General features: G+C 69.7%; 22 protein-coding genes. 12 read left to right on the top strand and 10 right to left on the bottom strand.

Annotation, left to right across the window (positions count from 1 at the left end; genetic code table 11):
* Positions 1 to 295: 295 nt before the first annotated feature.
* The 4 genes from AO398_RS23675 to AO398_RS23665 all read left to right on the top strand — a co-directional run bounded on the left by AO398_RS23675 (position 296) and on the right by AO398_RS23665 (position 1,749).
* The gene (locus AO398_RS23675; protein ID WP_058194628.1) at positions 296 to 481 is read left to right on the top strand and encodes a DUF1508 domain-containing protein; all 186 of its coding nucleotides are present in this window, start codon (positions 296 to 298) and stop codon (positions 479 to 481) included.
* Between the two features lie 230 nt (positions 482 to 711).
* Positions 712 to 981 carry a hypothetical protein gene (locus tag AO398_RS23670; protein ID WP_058194627.1) on the top strand — a complete coding sequence of 90 codons (270 nt, stop codon included), beginning with the start codon at positions 712 to 714 and terminating at the stop codon, positions 979 to 981.
* A gap of 149 nt (positions 982 to 1,130) precedes the next feature.
* Positions 1,131 to 1,268: a hypothetical protein gene (locus AO398_RS29160; protein WP_201025819.1), complete on the top strand. Its 138-nt coding sequence runs from the start codon at positions 1,131 to 1,133 to the stop codon at positions 1,266 to 1,268.
* 124 nt (positions 1,269 to 1,392) lie between these two features.
* Positions 1,393 to 1,749 (top strand): acyl-CoA thioesterase, encoded by a 357-nt coding sequence (locus tag AO398_RS23665; protein ID WP_244498873.1) that lies wholly within the window; start codon positions 1,393 to 1,395, stop codon positions 1,747 to 1,749.
* 6 nt (positions 1,750 to 1,755) lie between these two features.
* Here the strand turns inward: AO398_RS23665 and AO398_RS23660 are convergent, their stop codons facing one another.
* Positions 1,756 to 2,292 carry a superoxide dismutase family protein gene (locus tag AO398_RS23660; protein ID WP_058194626.1) on the bottom strand — a complete coding sequence of 179 codons (537 nt, stop codon included), beginning with the start codon at positions 2,290 to 2,292 and terminating at the stop codon, positions 1,756 to 1,758.
* Positions 2,293 to 2,402: 110 nt separating this feature from the next.
* Here AO398_RS23660 and AO398_RS23655 point away from each other — a divergent pair, with 110 nt between their 5' ends.
* The 5 genes from AO398_RS23655 to AO398_RS23635 all read left to right on the top strand — a co-directional run bounded on the left by AO398_RS23655 (position 2,403) and on the right by AO398_RS23635 (position 7,711).
* Complete coding sequence (locus tag AO398_RS23655; RefSeq protein WP_082643423.1) at positions 2,403 to 3,185, top strand: TlyA family RNA methyltransferase; 783 nt, start codon at positions 2,403 to 2,405, stop codon at positions 3,183 to 3,185.
* Positions 3,182 to 4,420, top strand: coding sequence for a class I SAM-dependent RNA methyltransferase (locus AO398_RS23650; protein ID WP_058194625.1), 1,239 nt, complete (start codon positions 3,182 to 3,184; stop codon positions 4,418 to 4,420). Before AO398_RS23655 ends, AO398_RS23650 begins: the two co-directional genes overlap by 4 nt.
* 66 nt (positions 4,421 to 4,486) lie before the next feature.
* Positions 4,487 to 4,759, top strand: a complete 273-nt coding sequence (locus AO398_RS23645; protein WP_058194624.1) for a hypothetical protein — start codon at positions 4,487 to 4,489, stop codon at positions 4,757 to 4,759.
* A 164-nt stretch (positions 4,760 to 4,923) separates the two neighbouring features.
* Positions 4,924 to 5,928 carry a magnesium transporter CorA family protein gene (locus AO398_RS23640; RefSeq protein WP_058194623.1) on the top strand — a complete coding sequence of 335 codons (1,005 nt, stop codon included), beginning with the start codon at positions 4,924 to 4,926 and terminating at the stop codon, positions 5,926 to 5,928.
* Between the two features lie 97 nt (positions 5,929 to 6,025).
* Positions 6,026 to 7,711, top strand: a complete 1,686-nt coding sequence (locus AO398_RS23635; RefSeq protein WP_058194622.1) for a methyl-accepting chemotaxis protein — start codon at positions 6,026 to 6,028, stop codon at positions 7,709 to 7,711.
* A gap of 12 nt (positions 7,712 to 7,723) precedes the next feature.
* Here AO398_RS23635 and AO398_RS23630 read toward each other — a convergent pair whose 3' ends face one another.
* The 4 genes from AO398_RS23630 to AO398_RS23615 all read right to left on the bottom strand — a co-directional run bounded on the left by AO398_RS23630 (position 7,724) and on the right by AO398_RS23615 (position 12,906).
* Positions 7,724 to 9,412 carry a B12-binding domain-containing radical SAM protein gene (locus tag AO398_RS23630; RefSeq protein WP_058194621.1) on the bottom strand — a complete coding sequence of 563 codons (1,689 nt, stop codon included), beginning with the start codon at positions 9,410 to 9,412 and terminating at the stop codon, positions 7,724 to 7,726.
* Positions 9,413 to 9,546: 134 nt separating this feature from the next.
* Entirely contained in the window at positions 9,547 to 10,353 is an 807-nt protein-coding gene (locus tag AO398_RS23625; RefSeq protein WP_058194629.1) for an SDR family NAD(P)-dependent oxidoreductase, read from the bottom strand.
* 35 nt (positions 10,354 to 10,388) lie between these two features.
* The gene (locus AO398_RS23620) at positions 10,389 to 11,156 is read right to left on the bottom strand and encodes an enoyl-CoA hydratase-related protein (RefSeq protein WP_058194620.1); all 768 of its coding nucleotides are present in this window, start codon (positions 11,154 to 11,156) and stop codon (positions 10,389 to 10,391) included.
* A gap of 10 nt (positions 11,157 to 11,166) precedes the next feature.
* Positions 11,167 to 12,906: an acyl-CoA dehydrogenase gene (locus AO398_RS23615; protein WP_058194619.1), complete on the bottom strand. Its 1,740-nt coding sequence runs from the start codon at positions 12,904 to 12,906 to the stop codon at positions 11,167 to 11,169.
* Positions 12,907 to 13,044: 138 nt separating this feature from the next.
* On the opposite strand from AO398_RS23615, the gene AO398_RS23610 reads away from it, so the two are divergent.
* Positions 13,045 to 14,043, top strand: coding sequence for an L-threonylcarbamoyladenylate synthase (locus tag AO398_RS23610; RefSeq protein ID WP_058194618.1), 999 nt, complete (start codon positions 13,045 to 13,047; stop codon positions 14,041 to 14,043).
* Positions 14,044 to 14,185: 142 nt separating this feature from the next.
* Here the strand turns inward: AO398_RS23610 and wrbA are convergent, their stop codons facing one another.
* Positions 14,186 to 14,782, bottom strand: a complete 597-nt coding sequence (gene wrbA / locus AO398_RS23605) for an NAD(P)H:quinone oxidoreductase (RefSeq protein ID WP_058194617.1) — start codon at positions 14,780 to 14,782, stop codon at positions 14,186 to 14,188.
* Positions 14,783 to 14,873: 91 nt separating this feature from the next.
* Between wrbA and AO398_RS23600 the strand changes: the two genes are divergently transcribed.
* A complete protein-coding gene (locus AO398_RS23600; RefSeq protein ID WP_058194616.1) occupies positions 14,874 to 15,794 on the top strand; it encodes a LysR family transcriptional regulator in 921 nt (306 codons plus the stop codon).
* A 6-nt stretch (positions 15,795 to 15,800) separates the two neighbouring features.
* On the opposite strand, the gene greA is transcribed toward AO398_RS23600, so the two are convergent.
* The gene (gene greA / locus AO398_RS23595; RefSeq protein WP_058194615.1) at positions 15,801 to 16,277 is read right to left on the bottom strand and encodes a transcription elongation factor GreA; all 477 of its coding nucleotides are present in this window, start codon (positions 16,275 to 16,277) and stop codon (positions 15,801 to 15,803) included.
* Positions 16,278 to 16,440: 163 nt separating this feature from the next.
* On the opposite strand from greA, the gene AO398_RS23590 reads away from it, so the two are divergent.
* Positions 16,441 to 17,250 carry a class I SAM-dependent methyltransferase gene (locus AO398_RS23590; RefSeq protein ID WP_058194614.1) on the top strand — a complete coding sequence of 270 codons (810 nt, stop codon included), beginning with the start codon at positions 16,441 to 16,443 and terminating at the stop codon, positions 17,248 to 17,250.
* Here AO398_RS23590 and AO398_RS23585 read toward each other — a convergent pair.
* From AO398_RS23585 to AO398_RS23575, 3 genes are all read right to left on the bottom strand, one after another.
* The gene (locus AO398_RS23585; protein ID WP_058194613.1) at positions 17,247 to 18,233 is read right to left on the bottom strand and encodes an MDR family oxidoreductase; all 987 of its coding nucleotides are present in this window, start codon (positions 18,231 to 18,233) and stop codon (positions 17,247 to 17,249) included. The genes AO398_RS23590 and AO398_RS23585 overlap by 4 nt on opposite strands.
* A 62-nt stretch (positions 18,234 to 18,295) precedes the next feature.
* Positions 18,296 to 18,898 (bottom strand): hypothetical protein, encoded by a 603-nt coding sequence (locus tag AO398_RS23580; RefSeq protein WP_058194612.1) that lies wholly within the window; start codon positions 18,896 to 18,898, stop codon positions 18,296 to 18,298.
* A gap of 636 nt (positions 18,899 to 19,534) precedes the next feature.
* Positions 19,535 to 20,575: cell wall hydrolase (locus tag AO398_RS23575; protein ID WP_058194611.1), on the bottom strand; the 1,041-nt coding region annotated here is incomplete at its 5' end.

Here is a 20,575-nt window from a genome sequence, read left to right as displayed (position 1 = left end):
CCCGAACCAGCAGCAGGCACGCCCGGCGCGGGACAGCCGGACCCAGCGGGCGGATGCCCGTCCGCGCAGCGCCGGTGGCGCCGGCGAAGGCGGCCGCAACATCGGCTGGCTGGAGCGGTCGCCCCGGTCCTGAGTACAGGCAGGGCGCTGCCCTGCACCCGCAAAAGGTCACGGACCTTTTGAGACCAGGACATTCAAGATCCTAAAAAGGCCGCCCCGGGAGGAGACTTCCGGGGCGGCTTCTTTTTTGAACGCGGGATCCCATCTCACCGGACGGTCAGACAGGAGCCTCCCCATGCGGTTCGAACTCTATCGGGATGCCAAGGGCGAGTGGCGCTGGCGCTTGCGGGCCCGCAACGGCGAGGTGGTGGCCGAGTCCGGTGAGGGCTATCTGCGCCGAGAGGATTGCGAGCACGGCATCGCCCTCGTCCGCCAGAGCACCGAGGCGCGCATCGTCGACATGACCACGCAGATCGCCTGACCGCCGCGGCATCAAGGACTCAACCCCTTGATCCGACATGATGAAACGCGACGTGCCGGCACGCCCGTCGGCGGCCGCTGCCGAAAATAAACCCTTCCGACTATCCGTAGCGGTTACGCTGCAACGCTTCTCGTCGCCCGTGCGTTGCAGCGTTTCGGATCGCCGTAAGGGTTCTCGTCCCCCGTGCGGTTCGTTGTCGACAACGCAATCACGCGAAGGGAGTCGAGACCGTGTTGAGGAAATTCCTGCTCGCGGCCCTGCTGGTGCTGGGCTTTGCGGCTGCTGCGCCGCAGGGCGCGTCGGCTGCGCCGATCGGCCCGGGCATCGCCCTGCCGGCCGACGCCGCGCCGGCCGTAGCCCAGAAGGCCCAGTACTATTATCGCCGTCGGTTCTACGGCCCGCGGCCGTTCTACCGCCGTCCCTACTACCGTCGCCGGTTCTACTACGGCCCGCGCCCGTTCTACCGCCGTCCGTATTACCGTCGGCGGTTCTACTACTAAGCGAATCGAGACTTTGATCGGCCCGGCGGCTCACACGAGCCGCCGGGCTTTTTCATGCCGTGATTCGGGATGCGCGCCCGGGCCTTGTGTCGTATAGTGCAGAAAAGGGACGGACCGGCGACAGATCGACCCGCCCGGGAGGAATTCCGATGAACGATATCATGCAGCGCGCCGAGCCAGCGGCGGCGACGCCGGATCTCTGGCAATCCATTCCGTTCGAATGCATTCTGGGCGGGACCGCCATCTTGCTGGCAGCCGGCCTGAAGCTCGCCGGCCTCCTTCTCTGACGGCGCGCGGGACAGGCGGATGGACGGCATGCAGCACGTCGAACGCGCAACGGGCGAGAGCGCGGCGCCGCCGCCCCCCGAAACGGACCTGCCGCGCGGCGACCTGACGGTGCGGACCATCGCGATGCCGGCCGATACCAACGCCAACGGCGACATTTTCGGCGGCTGGGTGCTCACCCAGATGGATCAGGCCGGCGGTATCGCGGGGGTCGACCGGGCTCAGGGCCGGGTCGTCACCGTCGCCCTCGACGCCATGACCTTCATCCGGCCGGTACGGGTCGGCGACGTGCTCTGCGTCTACACCCGGGTGACGCATGTCGGCCGAACCTCGATGAAGATCGAGGTCGAGGCCTGGGCGCGCCGCTTCTGCACCCAGGTCCGCGAACGGGTGACGCGGGCCACCCTTACCTTTGTCGCCATCGATGAGGCGGGGCGCCCCCGTCCAATCCCGCCCCTGGTGCCTTCACCCAACGCCGTCTGACCGGGCCTACTTGATCACCGCACAGGCGACACGGTCGCCGGCGCCGCCGATCGGCTGGCTGGTATGGTCATCCTCATTGGCATGGATGATCACGGCCGAGCCGTCGCCATCCTTGAGGCCGCCCTCGCCGGTGAGCGGCGTCTCACTGGTCACCTCGGCATTCGCCGAACCGTCCTGGGTCACGTAGAGGTTCGGCAGGTCGCCTTCGTCGGGCCCGTCCGGGTTGAGCAGGCCATGCTTGCTCTGGTCGTGGTTCACGTGCGCTTTGGAATTCAGGAACTTCGGGTCCGAGCAATCGCCCACGGCGTGGAAATGCATGCCGTGCCAGCCGGGCGCGAGGCCGCCGGGCTGGATGGCGACGCGCAGAACCAGACTGTTCGCGCCGTCGCGGATCGCGATCGTGCCGATCGTGTCGCCCTTGGCGTTCTTAAGGGGGGCCTGGAACGTCTCGGCGGGCTTGGCGGCGGCCGGCGGCTCCTGGGCCAGGGCGCCGCTCGCCGCGAAGGGGCCCAGCAGCGCGAGCAGCGGCAGGATGCGTGTCATACGGTGGCTCTCCTCTCAAGCCCGGTCTAGTTAGGATGCATGCTGCCCGTTCGACAGGGCCGGCCCCCGAAACCTTCGCCGTATCCCTGGCGCCAGCCCGTAAAGCCTTGATGACCGGAGACCGGCCCATACCGGATCGCACGGCGCCCGCGCGCCCCGATCCCTCGCCGAAACGGGCGGACCTGTTCCTGGTGGAGCACGGCCATTTCGAGAGCCGAGCGCGGGCGCAGGCGGCGATCCGGGCCGGGCTGGTGCGGGTCGATGGGCGGCCCCTGACGCGGGCCTCGGAAGCGATCCACCCAGGCGTGCAGATCGAGGCCACGCCCGAGCACCCTTATGCCTCGCGGGGCGGCCTGAAGCTCGCGGCGGCGCTCGATGCGTTCCGGCTGGACCCGGTGGGCCTAGCCTGCCTTGATGTCGGCGCCTCGACTGGCGGCTTCACCGACGTGCTGCTTGCCCGGGGCGCGGCCCATGTCCACGCGGTCGATGTCGGCCGGGGCCAATTGCATCCGCGGCTCGCCGCGGATCCGCGGGTCACCAGCCTGGAGGGCACCGACATCCGCACGCTCGACCCGGCGCAGCTCGTATCCCGGCCTGCACTGGCCAGCGTCGATGTCAGCTTCATCGGCTTACGTCTGGTGCTCCCGGCCCTGCCGGCGCTGCTCGCACCCGGCGCTGCGATCGTTGCGCTGATCAAGCCGCAATTCGAAGCCGGACGCGAGCGCGTCGGGCGCGGCGGGCTCGTGCGCGATCCGGCCATCCACGCGGAGGTCTGCGCGGCCGTCCGCAGCGTGCTGGAGGGGCTCGGCGCGGCGATCCTGGGTCTGATCGACTCGCCCGTGCCGGGTGGCGACGGCAATTCCGAATTTTTGATCGGCGCAAAAGTATCATGAGCGAAACGGTCACGATCCGGGAGCTCGGCGCCCGCGGCGACGGCATCGCCGAGGACGGCATCCTCGTCCCCTACACGCTGCCCGGGGAGCGGGTGACGATCCGCCGGGAGGGAAAGCGGGCAGAGCTGCTGGGCATCGAGCAGGCGTCGCCCGATCGGGTGGAGCCGTTCTGCCCCTACTATATGCGCTGCGGCGGCTGCCGGACGCAGCACCTCGCGCCCGCCGCGGAGCTGTCCTGGAAACGGGGTCTCGTCGCCCAGGCCCTGTCGCAGGCCCGGCTCGCTATCGAGCCCGAAGCCACCATCGACGCGCACGGCGCCGGGCGCCGCCGTATCACCCTGCATGTCCGGGAGATCGACGGACAGGGCGAGGCTGGCCTGATGGCGGCGCGCAGCCATGCGCTGGTGCCGATCGATCATTGCCCGATCACCGTGCCGGCTTTGCATCCGGCCCCCGCGGGGGCGCGCCGCCTCGCGGCACCGCTCGGCCACGGCCGCAAGCCTCTCGACGTGGCCGTCACCGCCACCGACCAGGGCCTCGATATCGACCTGCGCGGGCACGGGCCGGTGAGCGGCGGCGTCGCCGCCGCGCTGGTGCGGATCGCAGGCGAACTCGGCCTCGCCCGGCTGTCGCTCCACGGCGAGCGCCTGATGGAGGCTGAGCCCGTCTCGGTGACATCCAACGAGAGCCGCCTTTACCCGGCTCCCGGCGGCTTCCTGCAGGCGACGGCGGCCGGACAACGGCTGCTGACCGACCTCACCCTTGCGGCCCTGGGACGCCGCCCGCGGCGCGTCGCCGACCTGTTCTCGGGCTGTGGTCCCCTCGCCCTGGCGATGGCGCGCCATGCCGCCGTCCACGCCGTCGAGGCGGATGCAGCCGCGCTGGCCGGCCTCGACCGGTCGGCCCGGGCTACCACGGGCCTGCGCCAGATCACCACCGAGCGCCGGGACCTGTTCCGCCGGCCACTGCTGCCCACGGAGCTCAATGGATTTGACGCAGCGGTGTTCGACCCCCCCCGGGCCGGAGCGGAGGCCCAGGCCCGCCAGCTCGCCGCCTCGCGGGTGCCGGTGGGGATCGGGGTCGCCTGCGATACCGGCACCTTCGCCCGGGACGCGGCGACGCTGACGGAAGGCGGCTACCGGCTCGAATCGGTGACGCCGGTCGACCAGTTCCGGCATTCGGACCATGTCGAGATGGTGGGCGTGTTCCGGCGCGAGGCCCCGCGCCGTCGCTGAGGCCTGCAACGTGGAGGCTTGCAACTTGCTGGCGCATCTGACGTTCTTCAGATGACTGGAGGTGTCATGACCACAGCATCGACCCGCTTGCTCGCCCTCGCCGTGCTGAGCGTCGCCCTGCCCACGTCCCTGGCGGCACAGCCCCGCGCGCCCGATCAGACCGGCACCGGCGGCGGCCCAACCTCGACCATCACGGCGCCGAACACCAACAACCTCGGCGTGACCAAGCCACCGGGCACGTCGCTCGGCCCCGGCGAGGTACCCTCCCGTCAGGAGCAGCGGCGCGAACGCACCCTGACCGACAAGATCGACAACAGCGTCTGCGAAGGCTGCAACTGAACGCCGAAGCGGGCCGGGCGGAACCGCCGAGGCGGACTGCGATGTCACGGAAGCGTCAGAAAACAACGCCACACCCACGGCGCAGCTTGCGCTTGGAGCCGCCGTGCCGGATGCGGACCGGACCCAGCGCCGACTAGTGACCGCTTCGCACCCGAGACCGCTTCGTGATTTTCATCCACCAGCCCGCAACCGGCGCCGGATCCTCGCTGCTTGAGCGCCGAATCGTCGACCTTCAGGACACGATCCCGGAGGACACTGTCTGGCTCGACCTGATCCGCCCGAGCCGGGAGGAGGAACTCAAGGTCGAGGCCTTCGCCGGCATCGAGGTGCCGACCCGGGAGGAGATGAAGGACATCGAGCCTTCGGAGCTGCTCTACGTCGAGGAGGGCGCCCGCTATATGACCGGGCGCGTGCTGTCGAAGGTCAGCGATGCCGAGGAGCCGGGGCTTGCCGGCATCACCTTCATCCTGCGCGGCAGCCGCCTCGTGACTGTGCGCTACGAGGAGCCGCAGGCCTTCCGGATGTATACGCAGCGCGCCGGCCGCACGATGGGGAACGGCAACACCTCCGCGCTCTCCGGAGAGACCATCCTGGCGGGACTGATCGAGGCGGTGATCGCCCGCGCGGCGGACGTGCTGCAGCTCCAGGGCGAGCGCATCGACCGCCTATCGGGGAAGATCTTCGAAGTGCAGGCCGATCCATCGGCGCGCAACACCGCCCTCCAGGACACGTTGCGGGCCCTCGGACGACTCGGCGACCTGATCTCGAAGCAGCGCGAGAGCCTGGTTTCGATGGAGCGAATCCTGCTGTCCCTGTCGGCGACCTATCGGACCAACAAGGCGCCCCGCGACCTGCGAGAGGATGTCCGCTCGACCCTGCGCGATCTTCAATCCCTGGAAGAACACGCGACCTTCCTCTCCACGAAAATTCAATTTCTGTTGGATGCAACGCTCGGCTTGGTCAACCTGGAACAGAACAACATCATCAAGCTGTTCTCGGTCATGGCCGTCGTCTTCATGCCGCCGACGCTGATTGCTTCGATCTACGGCATGAATTTCAAATCCATGCCGGAACTAGATCTCTCGTTCGGCTACCCGATGGCCGTAGTCATGATGGTCGTCGCCGCGGTCCTACCCTACGTTTTCTTCCGTTGGAAGAAGTGGCTCTAGTCGCGAATATTTATCGATACGCGAACAAAGCGTTAATAACTCTCATAGAGATCATCGACCCCGAAGCTGCGGCCTGTCCGCGACGACGGAAGCTCCGATGCGATTCTCCCTCAAGATGGTCCTCTCCGGAGCCATTGGCCTGCTTGCCCTGGCCGCCGCTGGCCAGGGTGTCGTCAGCGTCGTCCGCCTTTCCGAGATCGAGCAGGACGCCAAGGACGTCTCGCAGGTCTGGCTGCCGGCCCAGAACCAGGCCGAGGCCATCGGCATGGCGGTGCGAGACGTGCGCCTGAAGCTCTACAAGCTGGTCGTCGGGTCGCCGGATTTCGCGACCCTCGACAAGAACCAGACGGCACTCACCGATGGTCTCGGCGCGCTCTCTGAACTGCGCCAGGCCTATCAGGACCGCCTGTCGACGCCCCGGGAGCGGCAGACCTACGAGCGTTTCACCGGCGCCTGGAACGCCTATCAGAACGTGCAGCTCCAAGTGGTCGAGCTGATGATTGCCGGCGATCAGGAGGGCGCTCTCAAGCTGGTCCTCGATCCGGAGACCGGCGCCCAGAGCGAGGCGGCGGTCGGCAGCCTCACCGAGGCGATCAAGCTGGCCCGGTCGCAGACCGATGCGAACGTCGCGGCCACTGCCGACACCGCGACCTCCGCCAAATTCACCGCCCTGGTCGCCACCGCCGTCGGCCTAGCCGTTGCTGCCGCGGCAATGCTGTTCGCCCTGTTCGGCATCGCCCGCCCGATCCAGCGGATGACCGGCGCCATGGGGCGCCTGGCCGAGGGCGACGCGACCGTGGCGATCCCGGGCACCGGCCGACGGGACGAGATCGGCGCCATGGCGGCGGCTGTGCAGGTGTTCAAGGACAATCTCCTCCACACCCACGCGCTGGAACAGGAGACGGCGCTGGCCCGGGCCGGCGTCGAGGCCCAAAGGCGGCGTGCCGTCCAGGAGATGGCCGACGGCTTCGAGGCCGCGGTCGGCGACGTGCTGACCGCTGTGACAGAGGCGGCCCTCGACCTCAGGGCCAATGCCGAAGCCATGACCAGCACAGCGACCCGCACGGCCGAGCGATCGGCCGCAGTGGCGAGCGCCGCGCAGGAGGCCGCCGCCCATGTCGGCACGGTGGCGGTGGCGGCCGAGGAACTCGGCGCCTCCGTTCAAGAGATCGGCCGGCAGGTCGACGGCTCTGCCGACCTCGCCCGGGGCGCAGTCGCCCAAGCTGGCCAGACCGCGGGACTGGTTCAGGAGCTGAGCGAGGCGGCGGGCCGGATCGGCGACGTGGTCCGGTTGATCTCCGACATCGCTGGCCAGACCAACCTGCTGGCGCTCAATGCGACCATTGAGGCGGCCCGGGCCGGCGAAGCCGGACGCGGCTTCGCCGTTGTGGCCGCCGAGGTGAAGGCGCTCGCCGCACAGACCGCCAAGGCCACCGACGAGATCACGGGTCAGGTCGGCCGCATCCAGGGCGCCACCGGCCAGACCGTGGGCGCCATCGACGGCATCACCGGCCGGATCCGCGAGATCGACGGGGTGGCGACGTCGATCGCGGCCGCCGTCGAGCAGCAGGGCGCTGCGACCCAGGAGATCGCCCGCAACATCGCCGACGCGGCGGCCGGGACCGGCTCGGTCACCGGCACCATCGACGCGGTTGCCCGGGCCGCCGACGAGACCGGCACCGCTGCCACGCGGATGCTGGCCTCCGCGGCGAGCCTCTCGGCGCAGTCCGAAGCCTTGCGCCGGGAGATCGGCGCCTTCCTGCAGACGGTGCGCGCCGCCTGACCCCGGGGCCGGTCAGGCCACCGCGGCGAGGTGCTTGACCTCGGCGCGGGCGACCACCTTGCCGACCGGCGCGGCCTTGATACCGTCGTCCTTTTCCGGCGCCAGGATCGGCGGCATCACCCAGCGGCCGGCCTCGAGTTCGGCGATCCGGCCGTTGATCTCGCGGATCACGTAGCGCGAGAACGGATAGACGTGCAGGTAGATCACCATGTTGGTGACCACCGCCTCCAGGGCCGCCGGGTTGTGGCGGGCAGTCTGCAGGAACACGCTCCAGAAATGCTTGGCCAGTTCCGGCCGCCGCACGGTCATCCGCCAGCAGATCCGGAGCAGCGACCCCAGATCGCGCGCGACATGCCGCCAGTTGACCTTGTGGGCGGCGAATTTCGGCCGCTTCACCCGCCGGGAGATTTCACGCACGCGCTCGAAGAAGTTCGGCGGGTCATAGATCTCCTGCAGCACGTCCCGATAATCGGCCAGCACATCCTGCTGCGGGCGCAGGGTCACGAAGTTCAGCCCCTGCGTGCAGTGGTCGCCCTGCTCGGCGGTGGTGTAGGCGAAGTTCTCGAACAGGCGGCCCTCCTTGCGGAGGCGGCGCGAGAGCTGGGTGTTCGGCATCGCGTAGAGCAGGCCGACCATCGAAATCGGGATGCCGGTCTGGCTGATGCACAGGGACATCGCCTTACTGATGCTGTCCTTCTCGGTGTCGAAGCCGACGATGAAGCCGGCGGTGACGAACATGCCGTGCTCGTAGAGCTTGTGCACGCTGTCGGCGATCGAGCGCTTGGTATTCTGCTTTTTCTGGGTCTGGATCAGCGTCGCTTCGTCCGGCGTCTCGATCCCCGTGAACAGGGCGAAGAAGTTCGCGTCCCGCATCATCCCGAGCAATTCGTCGTCGTCCGCTAGGTTCAGCGACGCCTCGGTGGAGAACTTGAACGGGTAGCCGTGCGCCTCCTGCCACTTGATGAGGTGCGGCAGGAACAGCTTGATCGCCTTCTTGTTGCCGATCAGGTTGTCGTCGACGAAGTCGACATGGCCGCGATGGCCCAGGCTGTAGAGCCGGTCGAGCTCGGCCAGCATCTGCGGCGTGGTCTTGGTGCGCGGCGAGCGACCGTAGAGCTCAATGATGTCACAGAACTCGCACGTGAACGGGCAACCGCGCGAGAACTGAACCCCGATATACAGGTAGTGGCTGAAGGTCAGCAGATCGAAGCGCGGGATCGGGCTGGTGGTGACGTCCGCCTTGAACTTCTCCGCCGTGAACCGGCCGCTTCGCGCACCGGATTCCCAGGCCTCCACGAAGGTGGCGAGGATGCCCTCGGCTTCGCCCAGCACCAGGAAATCGGCCTTGTCGTAGATCTCCGGGGTTGAGGTCGGCGCCGGGCCGCCGACGCAGACCGGCACGCCGAGCGCACGGCATTTGTCGATGACGACGAGGCAGTCCGGCTCCTGGGGCAGCATGCCGCCGGTCATCACCAGGTCGGCCGCCAGGATCTGCGCGTCAGTGAGGTCCTCGCAATTGCGGTTGACCAGGGTCACCTGCCAGGCGGGCGGCAGCATCGCCGCCAGGGTGATCAGGCCCAACGGCGGCGCGGGTGCACGGGCGCCCTGCAGCTCCATGGCCTCCTTGAAGTTCCACATCGAGTTTTCGTAGAACTTCGGAAACACCATCAGCACGCGCGGGGCCATATTCGCATCCGACATGCTTGTCTTCCTCGTCGCGCCGAAGTGGGCTGGCTAAAAACCGCAGAACCGAACCCACGATTACGGTTTAGCCTGCGGGAGAATTAAGGCCGTTTTTCGCCCCCGCGCTGCGCCGGATCGGTTTCGACGCAGGGTCACGGCCCGACGCGGAAGCGCTCCGGCTGGGTGCCGTCGGCATCGGTGAAGCCGTAGATCCGGGCGAGATCGCCCGCATGCAGGACCGCACCCGCGCGGGCGGCGATGTCGGGATCGGCCGCCAGCGCAGCGAGCGCCCGGCCAGCGTAGAGCGGCCCCTCGGTGGCGCGCTCGTCCTGCCCGAGATCCTGCGCCCGCTCGGTGGCGACGAAGCCCGGCGAGAGGCCCAGCGCAGTCACACCATAGGGCGCGAGGTCCTGCCCGAAGGCCAGAGCCAGCCGGTTTGTCGCCGCCTTGGCGGAATCGTAGAACACGTCGCCGAGGTAATCCTCGGTTCCGAACGAGACCAGCGCGATCAGGCCGGTCCGTGCCGCCACCATGGATGGGGCGACGGCCCGGGCAAGCAGCAGCGCCGGCAGCGGCCCGGCCTGCAGGAACCCCAGATAGGGCTCGGCCGAGCGGCGCCAGAACGGCGTGCCCCAGCCGGCCCCGTCCGGGTAGCGCTCGCCGTCATAGCCCTCGTTGCCGCTCCAGACGCTGCAGGCTGCGACGTCGATCCGCCCGAACCGGCGCAGCACCCAATGGACCATCGAATCCGTGGCCCGCTCGGAGCGGTGGTCGCAGAGGTAATGGTGGCCGTGCCCCCCGGCTGCGTCGACCAGGCGGGCGGTGTCCTCGATCGATTCCGGCCGCATCTCGGTGCGCGGGCCGGTTTCGCTGGAGCGGGCGGTGACGATCACGGCCGCCGCGGCCTCACCCAGCGCCCGGGCCAGGCCCCGACCGACGCCCCGGGAGGCGCCGGCCACCAGGCAGATCTTTTGGGACAGATCGGGGGGGGTGCTCACGCCGACGCGGCGGGTTTCGACCGCGCCAGGAAGGCGGCGAGCCGTTCCTGGGATTCGGGCGAGCGCAGCTGCGCGTCGAAGGCCCGTGCCTCGGCCTCCAGAGCCGCCTCCACCTGGGCCTGATCGCCACGAATCAGCGCCCGGGACGCCGCCAGGGCGCCTGGCGGCAGGGCGGCGAGCTTGGCCGCCTGGGCGATGGCCTGATCCAGCAGCATGTCGGCCGGCAGCACGGCGTTGACGAGGCCCAGGGCCAGCGCCTCGTCGGCATCGAGGGGCCGCGACAGGAGCAGCAGCTCCGTCGCCTTCAGCCGCCCAACCCGCAGGGGCAGCAGGTAGCTGGACGCCGCCTCCGGCACAAGGCCGAGTTCCACGAACGGCATGCGCAGCCGCGCCGCCGGGCTGGCATAGACGAGGTCGCAATGCAGGCTCAGCGTCGCGCCGATGCCCACCGCGATCCCGTCGATCGCCGCCACCATCGGGGTGCGGGTCCGAGCGAGCTGACGGATGAAGGCCAGGGCCGGCGAGGCGCTGAAGCCGCCCGCGGCACCGCCCAGGAAGTCGGCGAGGTCGTTGCCGGCGCTGAACATCCCGGGCTGCCCGGCGAACACCACGGCGCCGATCTCTTCGGACGCATCGGCCTCCACCAGGGCCGCGCGCATCGCGTCGTACATCGCGCCGGTGAGGGCGTTCTTCTTCTCCGGGCGGTTCAGGGTGATCAGGCGAACGTCGCCCTCGAGATCGGTGATCGTGACGGTCTCGGCCATGTCTGCCTCCTCAAACCGCCAGCGCCAGCGCGGCGTCGTCCGTGAAGGCACCACCCGCGACGACGCTCTGTTCCAGCCCACCCGCGGCCACCAGGAGGTTCTCGGCGTAGAACCGGGCCAGCGCGATCCGGGCGGCATGGGCCGGGTCAGTCTCGCCGGCCTTCCGGGCTGCGGAGGCGGCGAGCGCGCTGCGCGCCAGGCAGGCACCGCCGAGCGCGAGGCCGAACAGACGCAGATACGGCGCGGCGCCGCCCAGGGCCGCGTTCGGGCGGTTGGATGTCAGCGCCCCGAGTTGATGGCTGGTTGCCCGGTCGAGGCTGCCAATACCGTCCCGCAGCCGCGCCGCCATGTGGCCGAAGGCGGGATCGGACGCCTTGAGCAGGCCTTCCGCGGCCCGACGCATCCAGGCGATCTGCGACCGAACGGTGGCGCCGCCGTTCAGCGGCAGCTTGCGGGCGGTGAGGTCGATGGCCTGGATGCCGTTGGTGCCCTCGTAGATCCCGAGAATGCGGGCATCGCGCATCAGCTGGGCCGCCCCGGTCTCCTCGACGAAGCCCATGCCGCCATGGACCTGCACCCCGAGCGAGGTCACTTCGTTGGCGAGATCCGTGGAGAACGCCTTGGCCACAGGGGTCAGCAAGGAGGCGCGGTCGAGGGCGCCCTTCCCTTCCGGGCCCTGCGACGCGTCGAGGGCGGCGGCCGTGAGGTAGCAGATGCCGCGCGCGGCCGCCGTATAGGCCTTCATGGTCAGCAGCATGCGCTGCACGTCCGGATGCGCGACGATCGCGCTCGTCGCCTCGGTGGCGCCCACCGCCCGGCCCTGCCGGCGCTCCTGCGCGTAGGCGAGCGCCCGCTGGGTCGCGGCCTCGGCGACGCCGACGCCCTGCAGGCCGACATTCAGCCGGGCCGCGTTCATCATCGTGAACATGCAGGCCAGGCCCTTGTTCTCCTGCCCGATCAGCCAGCCGATCGCGCCGCCGTTGTCGCCGAAGGCCATCGAGCAGGTGGGCGAGGCGTGGATGCCCAGCTTGTGCTCGACGCCGGAGCAGCGCAGGTCGTTGGCGGTCCCGTCGGGCAGGACCTTCGGCACCAGGAACAGCGAGATGCCGCGGGTGCCGGCCGGTGCGTCGGGCAGGCGCGCCAGCACGAGGTGGACGATGTTGTCCGCCAGATCATGCTCGCCGTAGGTGATGTAGATCTTGCTGCCGGTGATCCGATAGCTGCCGTCGCCGGCGCGTTCGGCGCGGCTGCGCAGCAGGGCGAGGTCCGAGCCCGCCTGCGGCTCGGTCAGGTTCATGGTCGCGGGCCATTCGCCCGTGACAAGTTTTTCGAGGTAGCGCGCCTTCAGGTCGTCGGAGCCGTGGGCGGCGAGAGCCTCGATGCCGCCCTGGGTCAGCAGCGGGCACAGCCCGAAGGCGAGGTTGGCGCCGTTCCACATCTCGGTGCAGGCGGCTTCGACCAGCTTCGGTAGGCCCTGGCCGCCATGGTCCGCCTCGGCCGAGAGGCCGTTCCAGCCTCCCTCTGTGAAGGTGCGGTAGGCCTCGCGCCATCCGGGGGGCGTGGTGACGGAACCGTCGGCGAACGGGGTGCCGTGCCGGTCGCCGACCCGGTTCAGCGGCGCGAGCACCTGGCCGGCGATCCGTCCCGCCTCGGTGAGGATCGCCTCGGCGTCGTCCGGGTCGACGCCGTCGAGCCCGGCCACGTGCCGGAGGGTGAACAGCATCTCGGGAACGGGGGCGCGGTAGCTCATCGGGTCGTCGCTCCTCTCGGCCCGCCCGCATGATATACCCGGGGCGGGTTTGACCGCGCCTGGGCACCGGGGCTACGGCGGCCCCAGGATAGGCGCGCGACGGGCACGCCGCCATCACTTCGCACGACGGCTTCCCGCATGAACGATCCCGGGTCAACGGTCCCGGCCGCGACCCGGCGGCTCGATCCTGACGCGGCCGGCCTCGCGCAGGCGGCCGCGCTGCTGCGGGCTGGCGCGCTCGTGGCCTTCCCCACCGAGACGGTCTATGGGCTCGGCGCCGACGCCACCGACCCCGCCGCCGTAGCGAAAATCTTCGCCGCCAAAGAGCGGCCGCGCTTCAACCCGCTGATCGCCCACTTGGCCGACAGGGACGCCGCTCTCGCCGAAGGCAGCTTCGACGCAGCCGCCCGTCGCCTCGCCGAGGCGTTCTGGCCGGGTCCCCTGACCCTGGTCGTGCCGGCCCATGCGGGCACGCGGGTCTGCGACCTTGCCCGGGCCGGATTGCCCAGTGTCGCCCTGCGGGTGCCCGGGCACCCGATCGCCCGCGATCTGCTGGCAGCCGTGGATCGTCCGGTGGCGGCGCCCTCGGCCAACCGATCGGGCCGCGTCAGCCCGACCCGGGCCGACCACGTCCTCGACGATCTGGCAGGTCGGATCGCCGCCCTGCTCGATGGCGGCGACACGCCGGTGGGGGTCGAGTCGACGGTGGTTGCCTGCCTGGGTGGCCTGCCGAGGCTGCTGCGGCCGGGCGGCATTACCCGGGCGGCGCTGCGCGACGTGTTGGGTTTCGAACCGGCCGCCCCCGAGGCAGCGGATGCCGAGACGCCGGCCGGCCCCGGCATGCTCGCGTCGCATTACGCCCCCCGGGCGCGGGTGCGCCTTGACGTAACTTCGGTGGAGCCCGGCGAGGCCCTGCTGCTGTTCGGCACCGGGTGGCCTGAAGGTCACACACGGGCACGCGCCGTGCTGAACCTGAGCCCGGCAGGCGATCCGTCCGAGGCGGCCTCCCGGCTGTTCGGGGCACTGCGTGACCTCGACGGCTCGGGCGCTGCGACGATCGCGGTGGTGCCGATCCCGGCGGAGGGTCTGGGTGAGGCGATCCGGGACCGGCTGGCCCGGGCTGCCGCGCCGCGCTGAAGGCCGCGGTAATTTTTATCGGCAGCGTGGAACAGACTACGCCGCCACCCGTTCACTAATCACGAAGGCCTTCTCAGCCCCCAAATGGCCTTTTTCCTTCAAGGCTCGGAGCAATCCGAGCCTTTTTTCTTGCCCTGGGCGCTCAGGCCAGCTTGGCCGCGATGCCGGCGACGTGACGGCCCTGGAACCGGGCGCCATCCAGCTCGACCGCGCTCGGCTGGCGCGAACCGTCGCTATCCGCGATCGTGCTGGCCCCGTAGGGCGTGTTGCCCTTCACCGCCTCGACGCCCGCCTGGCCCGGGAACGAATAGGGCAGGCCCACCACCACCATGCCGTGGTGGAACAGCACCGTGTGGAAGCTCGTCAGCGTCGTCTCTTGGCCGCCATGCTGGGAGGCCGTCGAGGTGAAGACCGAGCCGACCTTGCCGACCAGAGCGCCCTTCATCCACAGGCCGCCTGTCTGGTCGATGAACTGCTTCATCTGCGCGGCCATGTTGCCGTAGCGAGTCGGCGTGCCGAAGATGATCGCATCGTATTGAGGCAGCTCGTCCACGGTGGCGATCGGGGCGGTTTGGTCGAGCTTGAAATGGCTCTGCCGGGCGACCTCCTCGGGCACCAGCTCCGGCACGCGCTTGACCACCGCCTCGGCCCCGGCTTCCCGGGCTCCCTCGGCGACGGCGTAGGCCATCTGCTCCACATGTCCGTAGGTCGAGTAATACAGCACCAGAACCTTGGCCATCGAACGATCTCCTGTCGCAGGTTGCGGAATGCCGTCGGCCTCGTCCGACGGCACGCAGGCGTCTCCATCGCGTGTTTTGCGCTTTGCAAAAATGCCCTCCCGCGCAAGAACAGGTTTGCAGCCATGCAAGGAAGCCGGCGTCTTGCTCGACTGGGACGAGTTCCGTTTCGTGAAGGCGGTGGCCGAACAGGGCGGCCTGACCGCGGCCGCGGCACAGCTCGGGATCAACCACTCGACGGCGTTCCGGCGTCTCGAGTCCATCGAGGCGCAACTCGAAATGCGCCTGTTCGAGCGCCTGCGCACCGGCTACGTGCCGACGCCGGCCGGGCTGGCGATGATTGAAGCGGCCGGCCGCATCGAGACCGACGTCGCACGCTTCTCGCGAACCGTCGCCGGCCAGGATCAGACGCCCTCGGGCGAGTTGCGTGTGACCGCGCCGGTCAATCTCGCCTCCGGCTTCCTGATGCCGATCCTGGCTTCCTTCTGCACGCGGTATCCGCAGATCCGGATCGAGCTGATCCTGGCCGAGGAGGCGCTGAATCTGTCGCGCCGGGACGCAGACGTGGCGATACGTGCGAGCCGGAAACCGAGCGAGACCCTGGTCGGGCGACGCCTCACCGGGCTCGCCTGGGCGGTCTACGGGCGGGCCGGGCAGGCTTATGACGACCTTGCCAGCGAGGCCTGGGTCGTGCCCAGCCCGGCGGTGGCAGGCGCCTTGTTCACCCCCTTCATCGAGGCACAGGCTCCGGCCGAGCGGATCAAGCTTCGGATCAATACGTTGACGGGGCTGACCGCCGCGGTGGCGGCGGGGATCGGGATCGGCCCGCTGCCGTGCTTCGAGGCCGATAGCGATCCGAGCCTACGTCGGCTGTCGGGTCCGCACCCCGAGATCGGCGCCGACCTCTGGATGCTGACCCACCCCGACCTGCGTCATGCCGGGCGGGTTCGGGCGTTCATGGACCACTTCGCCGAGGCGATCCTGCCGCTTCGGCCGCGCTTCGAAGGTCGGTAGCCGGTCCTAGGCGCAAATCTCGACCACCTCGACCTCGTTGCCGTTCACCTCGACCACGTCACCGACGCTCTTGCCGGTGATCGCCCGGGCGAGCGGGGCCGTATAGGAAATCGAGCCCTTATGCGGGTCCGCCTCGTCCTCGCCGACGATGCGGAAGGTCTGGCGGGTCTCCTTGCCGGACTCGTCCTCGCGCAGGACCGTGACGGTCGCGCCGAAATGCACCGTTTGGCCGTCGATCGGCTCGACCAGCTGCGCGGTGTTCTTGCGCGCGAGCCAGTAGCGCAGGTCCCGTCCGATCCGGGAATCCTCCGCCTTGTCGGAACGGTCCAGGGTGGTGAGTTCCCGCTCCAGGCGTGCGACCTCGGCCTCGATCTGCGCCAGCCCTTCCAGGGTGACGAAGTTCGCGTGCGGCGAGATGGGACGGTCGGGCAGGTTCTCGAAGGCTTCTCCACCTTCGGTCTCTTTGACGAATGCGACGCTCATAAGGGAAACAATGCGGCGGGAACGGCAACGGTTCCCGCCGGTGCGTCCGGCTCCCTGCGAAGAGATCGGGCGCAATCTGCCGAACTCTGCGAAGGATTCGTGTTCCGCAGCACCCGATCGCCGTGCAAGAAACAGGTCCTGCGAAGGATCTCTGGAGCCGCCGATGTCGCCCCCATCCTTTTCAGTCGCCATCGCGGCCAACCGCAGGGCCTGGGATGCCTCCGCGCCGATTCACCGCGCCGATCCGTCCTGGGCTCGACTGACGCGAGACTTTGCCGGCAACCCGAACTTCTCGTGGTTCGACCCGCCGATGCAAGCGGCCCTGCTGGCGATCGGGCTCCAAGACAAAACCGTCGCCCAGCTCTGCTGCAACAACGGCCGGGAAACCGTATCCCTGATGAATCTCGGTGCCCGGGCGGCGGTGGGGTTCGACCAGTCGGAGGCGTTCCTGGATCAGGCCCGGGAGCTGGCCCGGGTCGCCGGCCGCGCCTGCCGGTTCGTCGCCGGCGACGTACACGCCATCGACCCCCAGTATGACGCCAGCTTCGATCTCGTGGTGATCACGATCGGCGTGTTCGGCTGGATGCCGGACCTCGCCCGGTTCATGGCGGTTCCGGCGCGGCTGCTGCGCCCCGGCGGCCGGATCGTGATCCACGAGGAGCACCCGATCGCCAACGTGTTCGAGCCGAAGCAGGAGCCGGCGCTCTTGGTCCGGCACGCCTATTTCCGTGAGACGCCGTTCGTGGGCGAGGCCGCCATCGTGTACGGAGACGGCCCGGCGCCGCCGGTGGGCACGCATTACTGGTATGTGCATCCCCTGAGCCGGGTGATCGAGAGCCTGATCGGCGCGGGTCTCGCGATCGAGCGGTTCCAGGAATTCCCGGACAACATCAGCACCACCGCCGACGCGCCCCCGGCCGCCGGCGGGCTGCTGCCGCTGAGCTACCTGCTCCAGGCCCGGAAAGGAATTTAGCCGACCTCCACCACGGTCCGCCCGCGGATCCGGCCGGCCAGGATCTCCGGGCCGAGCCGGCCAACCTCCTCGAGGCTGACCCGGGTCGTCATGCTGGCGAGCGTGTCGAGGTCGAGTTCCCGGGCGAGGCGCGCGCAGGCCTCGCGGCGCTTCGCCTGCGGGGTGGTGACGCTGTTGATCCCGAGCAGGGAGACGCCGCGCAGGATGAACGGCGCCACGGAGGTCGGGAGGTCCATGCCCTGGGCCAGGCCGCAGGCGGCCACCGCCCCGTCGGCCCGGGTCTGGGCCAGCACGTTGGCCAGGGTGGTCGAGCCGACCGCGTCGATGCCCGCCGCCCAGCGCTCCTTGCCGAGCGGCTTGCCGGGCTTGGACAGCTCCGCCCGGTCGAGGATCTCGGCGGCGCCCAGCCCCTTGAGATAGTCGGCCTCGCCGTCGCGGCCCGTGGAGGCGATCACGTGCCAGCCAGCCCGGGCCAGCAGCGCCACCGCCACCGAGCCGACGCCGCCGGACGCCCCGGTGACGATCGCGGGTCCCTGATCCGGGGTCAGCCCGTGGGCGTCGAGGGCCATGCGGGACAGCATCGCGGTGTAGCCGGCCGTGCCGATCGCCATGGCCTGTTCGGGGGTGAGGCCCTCCGGGAGCGGCACCAGCCAGTCGCCCTTGACCCGGGCGCGCTGGGCATAGGCCCCGAGATGCGTCTCTCCGACACCCCAGCCGGTGAGCACGACCGGGGCGCCCGGCTTGTAGTCCGGGTGATCCGAGGCCTCGACGATCCCGGAGAAATCGATGCCGGGAATCATCGGGAAGCGGCGCACCACCGGCGAGGTGCCGGTGAGCGCGAGCCCGTCCTTGTAATTCAGGGTTGAGTGCGTGACCCGGACCGTGACGTCGCCGTCCATCAGGTCGGCATCGTCGAAATCCCGGAAGGCGAGGCTCTGACCGGCCTCACCCTTGTCGATCACCCAGGCCTTGAACGTCCCCATCGCCGCCTCCCATGCTTCCGCCGTGAGGTGTCGCCGGGACGTCCGGAATCAAGCCGGCCGGATCAGTAGCCGTCGTAGAGGCTGCCCGTGGAGAAGCCGAGGCCGACGCCCACATCGGCCGAGCTGGCGCCCGTGATGCCCACGGCATCCGGGATCGAGCCGACCAGGGGACCGCCGTAGGAGGCAGCGCGGTAGCCTCCCCCGTAGCCGCCGCCATAGCCGCCACCGACCGGCACCCAGCCGGCGCGGGCCGGAGCCACCAGGACGCGCCGGGAGACGGTGGCGTATTCCGGCGGGATGGTCTCGGGGATCGACTGGGCGGGCCGCACCAGCACGGTCCGGGTGCGCAATGCGAACCGCGGCGGCGTGGTGACCCAGCAGCCGATCAGCTCGCCGCCGGGACCGCGGCTCGTCTGCCAGAAGCGGCCGCCCGGAGCGACCATCACCCGCTCCGACACCGTGTCGTAGACCGGCGGCGTAGTGCGGTAGACCGTGCGCGGCGGCCGAACCAGCGTGGTCTCCTGCACGGTGTCGTAGACCGGCGGCGTCGTGACATGGCGGTAGCATTCGGAGCCGTAGCAACCGCCGGCCTGCGCGGGGGCGGCAAACAGCAGGCCGCCGAGGACGGCGGCGAGAAGGGTGGAGCGTGCGACCGGCGCGGTCATGGAAGTCCTCTGGTACGCGGTACGGGCGAGATGCTGCGCAAAGGCTGCACTGGTCTCGACGCACTACAGTCCAGAGTCGTTGCCCGACTCGCAAGCAGAGTTCAAAAGGAAGGTAAAATTACCCTCGGTCCCGATTGCTTAGTTACTGAATGCTTAGGTAATTCACGACAATCGATCAGGTCGGCCGGCGCAGGATGACCGGGCGGCCGTCCGCCGCCGCGGCACGGCATCAGGCCGTGAGACGCTGGACGATATGGGATGCTAGCCTTGTCCAAATGACAGACGTAACCGCTCCGGCTACCGTTGCCCCGTTGGGCGCACCCTCCCGTCACGAAGGCACCGGGCCACCGGCGCTTACGGCGGATTAGCCGACCGCTGTCGTTCGAGTCGGCAGACGGGAAGGGGGGTGAGCGATGTGCTGATGATTCCGCTTTTGCGGATCACCCTTACGAGGAACCCGAGCGATGAGTGGTCTGTGACCATCACGCTCGGGCTCGCGTAACACGCAGCTGCCAGGCTACCCAAGAAGAGGGTCCGCGGGTGGCACCCCGCGGGCTCTCGATCACAGTTTGTGAGCCTCAGCCCACGAATGCAAACGCCCGCGCGAATGCAGCCCCCCCTGCCGATGCAGGCCGCTCAGGTCTGCCCGGGCTTGAGCTGGTAGAAGATGTGCCGTCCGATGACGTCCATCTTGCGCAGGCGCCGCGCCCAGCCCGGCCGCACGTAGTCGGCGTGGTAGTGGGTGGCCGCCCCGACCTCGGCCAGGTAGGTCCGGCCCTCGATCACCGAGCGGGCGATCCGGGTCGCCGATTCCCAGGCGCCGGCATCGGTGATGCGCAGGGACTTGCCCTCGCAGGCGAAGGAGAACTGGCAGCCCATGTAATGGTGCCGGTTCTGGTAGACCACGCCGCAGACGCTGCTCGGATAGAGCCCGCTCTTCACGCGGTTCAGGACCACCTGGGCGACGGCGGCCCGGCCGGCCTCGGATTCGCTGCGGGCCTCGAAATACACCGCTTCCGACAGGCAGCGCTGCTCCTTGTCGAGGGAGTCCGGATCGATCAGGTCGGCGTAGCGCCGGCGGGCATCCTCGGGAACCGATTGCAGGGTCTCCGGGCGATCGGGACGGATCGCGAAATCGGGCAGCGCCAGGCTCGCGGCCGCCACCTCGATCGGGATCGCGTCGGCGGGCGCGGGCGTGGTCGAGGACAGGGCCACGGCCCGGGGCACGGGCGGGGTCGATCCGTCGTAGCGGCGCTCGGTCTCGCCATCCTCGGTCAGGTCGGCGCTGCCCTCACCCGTGGAGGCGGCGCTCCCGGTGCCCGTGGTCAGGCCGAGATCGGGCACCGGCACGAAGCCGGCCTCCGGCTCGGCCTCGGGATCCCAGACCGCCGAGCCAGCGCTCAGCACGCCGCTGACGCTGCCGGTGACGTCGCCGAACACCAGGGCGGCCCCGGTCTCGCGCAGGGCGGCCGCGCGGCGGGCGAAGCTCGCAGCCGGCGGCTGGAACGGATCGCCCTTGGCCTGCCGCTGCACCACCGGGAAGACGTGCGCGCCGGTCTTGAGCACCGTCTGGAGCGGCTCGTCGGCGCTACGCCGCAGGGCGGATCCGATCAACGCCGTGCCGGGTGGGGGGGCGGGGACCGTGAAGGCGTCGATCGCCCCGAGCCGGCTCGAGCC

Source organism: Methylobacterium sp. GXS13 (assembly GCF_001455965.1).
Lineage (GTDB): Bacteria > Pseudomonadota > Alphaproteobacteria > Rhizobiales > Beijerinckiaceae > Methylobacterium.
The sequence above is the reverse complement of the archived record's forward strand: the minus strand, read 5'-3'. Positions and strand labels throughout refer to the sequence as shown.

What these genes read in the sequence shown, in the direction of transcription:
- wrbA (WP_058194617.1), bottom strand. Translation starts at nt 14,782, where the DNA reads ATGGCCAAGGTTCTGGTGCTGTATTACTCGACCTACGGACATGTGGAG.
- AO398_RS23630 (WP_058194621.1), bottom strand. Translation starts at nt 9,412, where the DNA reads ATGTCGGATGCGAATATGGCCCCGCGCGTGCTGATGGTGTTTCCGAAG.
- AO398_RS23650 (WP_058194625.1), top strand. Translation starts at nt 3,182, where the DNA reads ATGAGCGAAACGGTCACGATCCGGGAGCTCGGCGCCCGCGGCGACGGC.
- AO398_RS23610 (WP_058194618.1), top strand. Translation starts at nt 13,045, where the DNA reads ATGAACGATCCCGGGTCAACGGTCCCGGCCGCGACCCGGCGGCTCGAT.
- AO398_RS23590 (WP_058194614.1), top strand. Translation starts at nt 16,441, where the DNA reads ATGTCGCCCCCATCCTTTTCAGTCGCCATCGCGGCCAACCGCAGGGCC.
- AO398_RS23675 (WP_058194628.1), top strand. Translation starts at nt 296, where the DNA reads ATGCGGTTCGAACTCTATCGGGATGCCAAGGGCGAGTGGCGCTGGCGC.
- AO398_RS23620 (WP_058194620.1), bottom strand. Translation starts at nt 11,156, where the DNA reads ATGGCCGAGACCGTCACGATCACCGATCTCGAGGGCGACGTTCGCCTG.
- AO398_RS23655 (WP_082643423.1), top strand. Translation starts at nt 2,403, where the DNA reads ATGACCGGAGACCGGCCCATACCGGATCGCACGGCGCCCGCGCGCCCC.
- AO398_RS23585 (WP_058194613.1), bottom strand. Translation starts at nt 18,233, where the DNA reads ATGGGGACGTTCAAGGCCTGGGTGATCGACAAGGGTGAGGCCGGTCAG.
- AO398_RS23600 (WP_058194616.1), top strand. Translation starts at nt 14,874, where the DNA reads ATGCCCTCCCGCGCAAGAACAGGTTTGCAGCCATGCAAGGAAGCCGGC.
- AO398_RS23580 (WP_058194612.1), bottom strand. Translation starts at nt 18,898, where the DNA reads ATGACCGCGCCGGTCGCACGCTCCACCCTTCTCGCCGCCGTCCTCGGC.
- greA (WP_058194615.1), bottom strand. Translation starts at nt 16,277, where the DNA reads ATGAGCGTCGCATTCGTCAAAGAGACCGAAGGTGGAGAAGCCTTCGAG.
- AO398_RS23645 (WP_058194624.1), top strand. Translation starts at nt 4,487, where the DNA reads ATGACCACAGCATCGACCCGCTTGCTCGCCCTCGCCGTGCTGAGCGTC.
- AO398_RS29160 (WP_201025819.1), top strand. Translation starts at nt 1,131, where the DNA reads ATGAACGATATCATGCAGCGCGCCGAGCCAGCGGCGGCGACGCCGGAT.
- AO398_RS23635 (WP_058194622.1), top strand. Translation starts at nt 6,026, where the DNA reads ATGCGATTCTCCCTCAAGATGGTCCTCTCCGGAGCCATTGGCCTGCTT.
- AO398_RS23660 (WP_058194626.1), bottom strand. Translation starts at nt 2,292, where the DNA reads ATGACACGCATCCTGCCGCTGCTCGCGCTGCTGGGCCCCTTCGCGGCG.
- AO398_RS23665 (WP_244498873.1), top strand. Translation starts at nt 1,393, where the DNA reads ATGCCGGCCGATACCAACGCCAACGGCGACATTTTCGGCGGCTGGGTG.
- AO398_RS23615 (WP_058194619.1), bottom strand. Translation starts at nt 12,906, where the DNA reads ATGAGCTACCGCGCCCCCGTTCCCGAGATGCTGTTCACCCTCCGGCAC.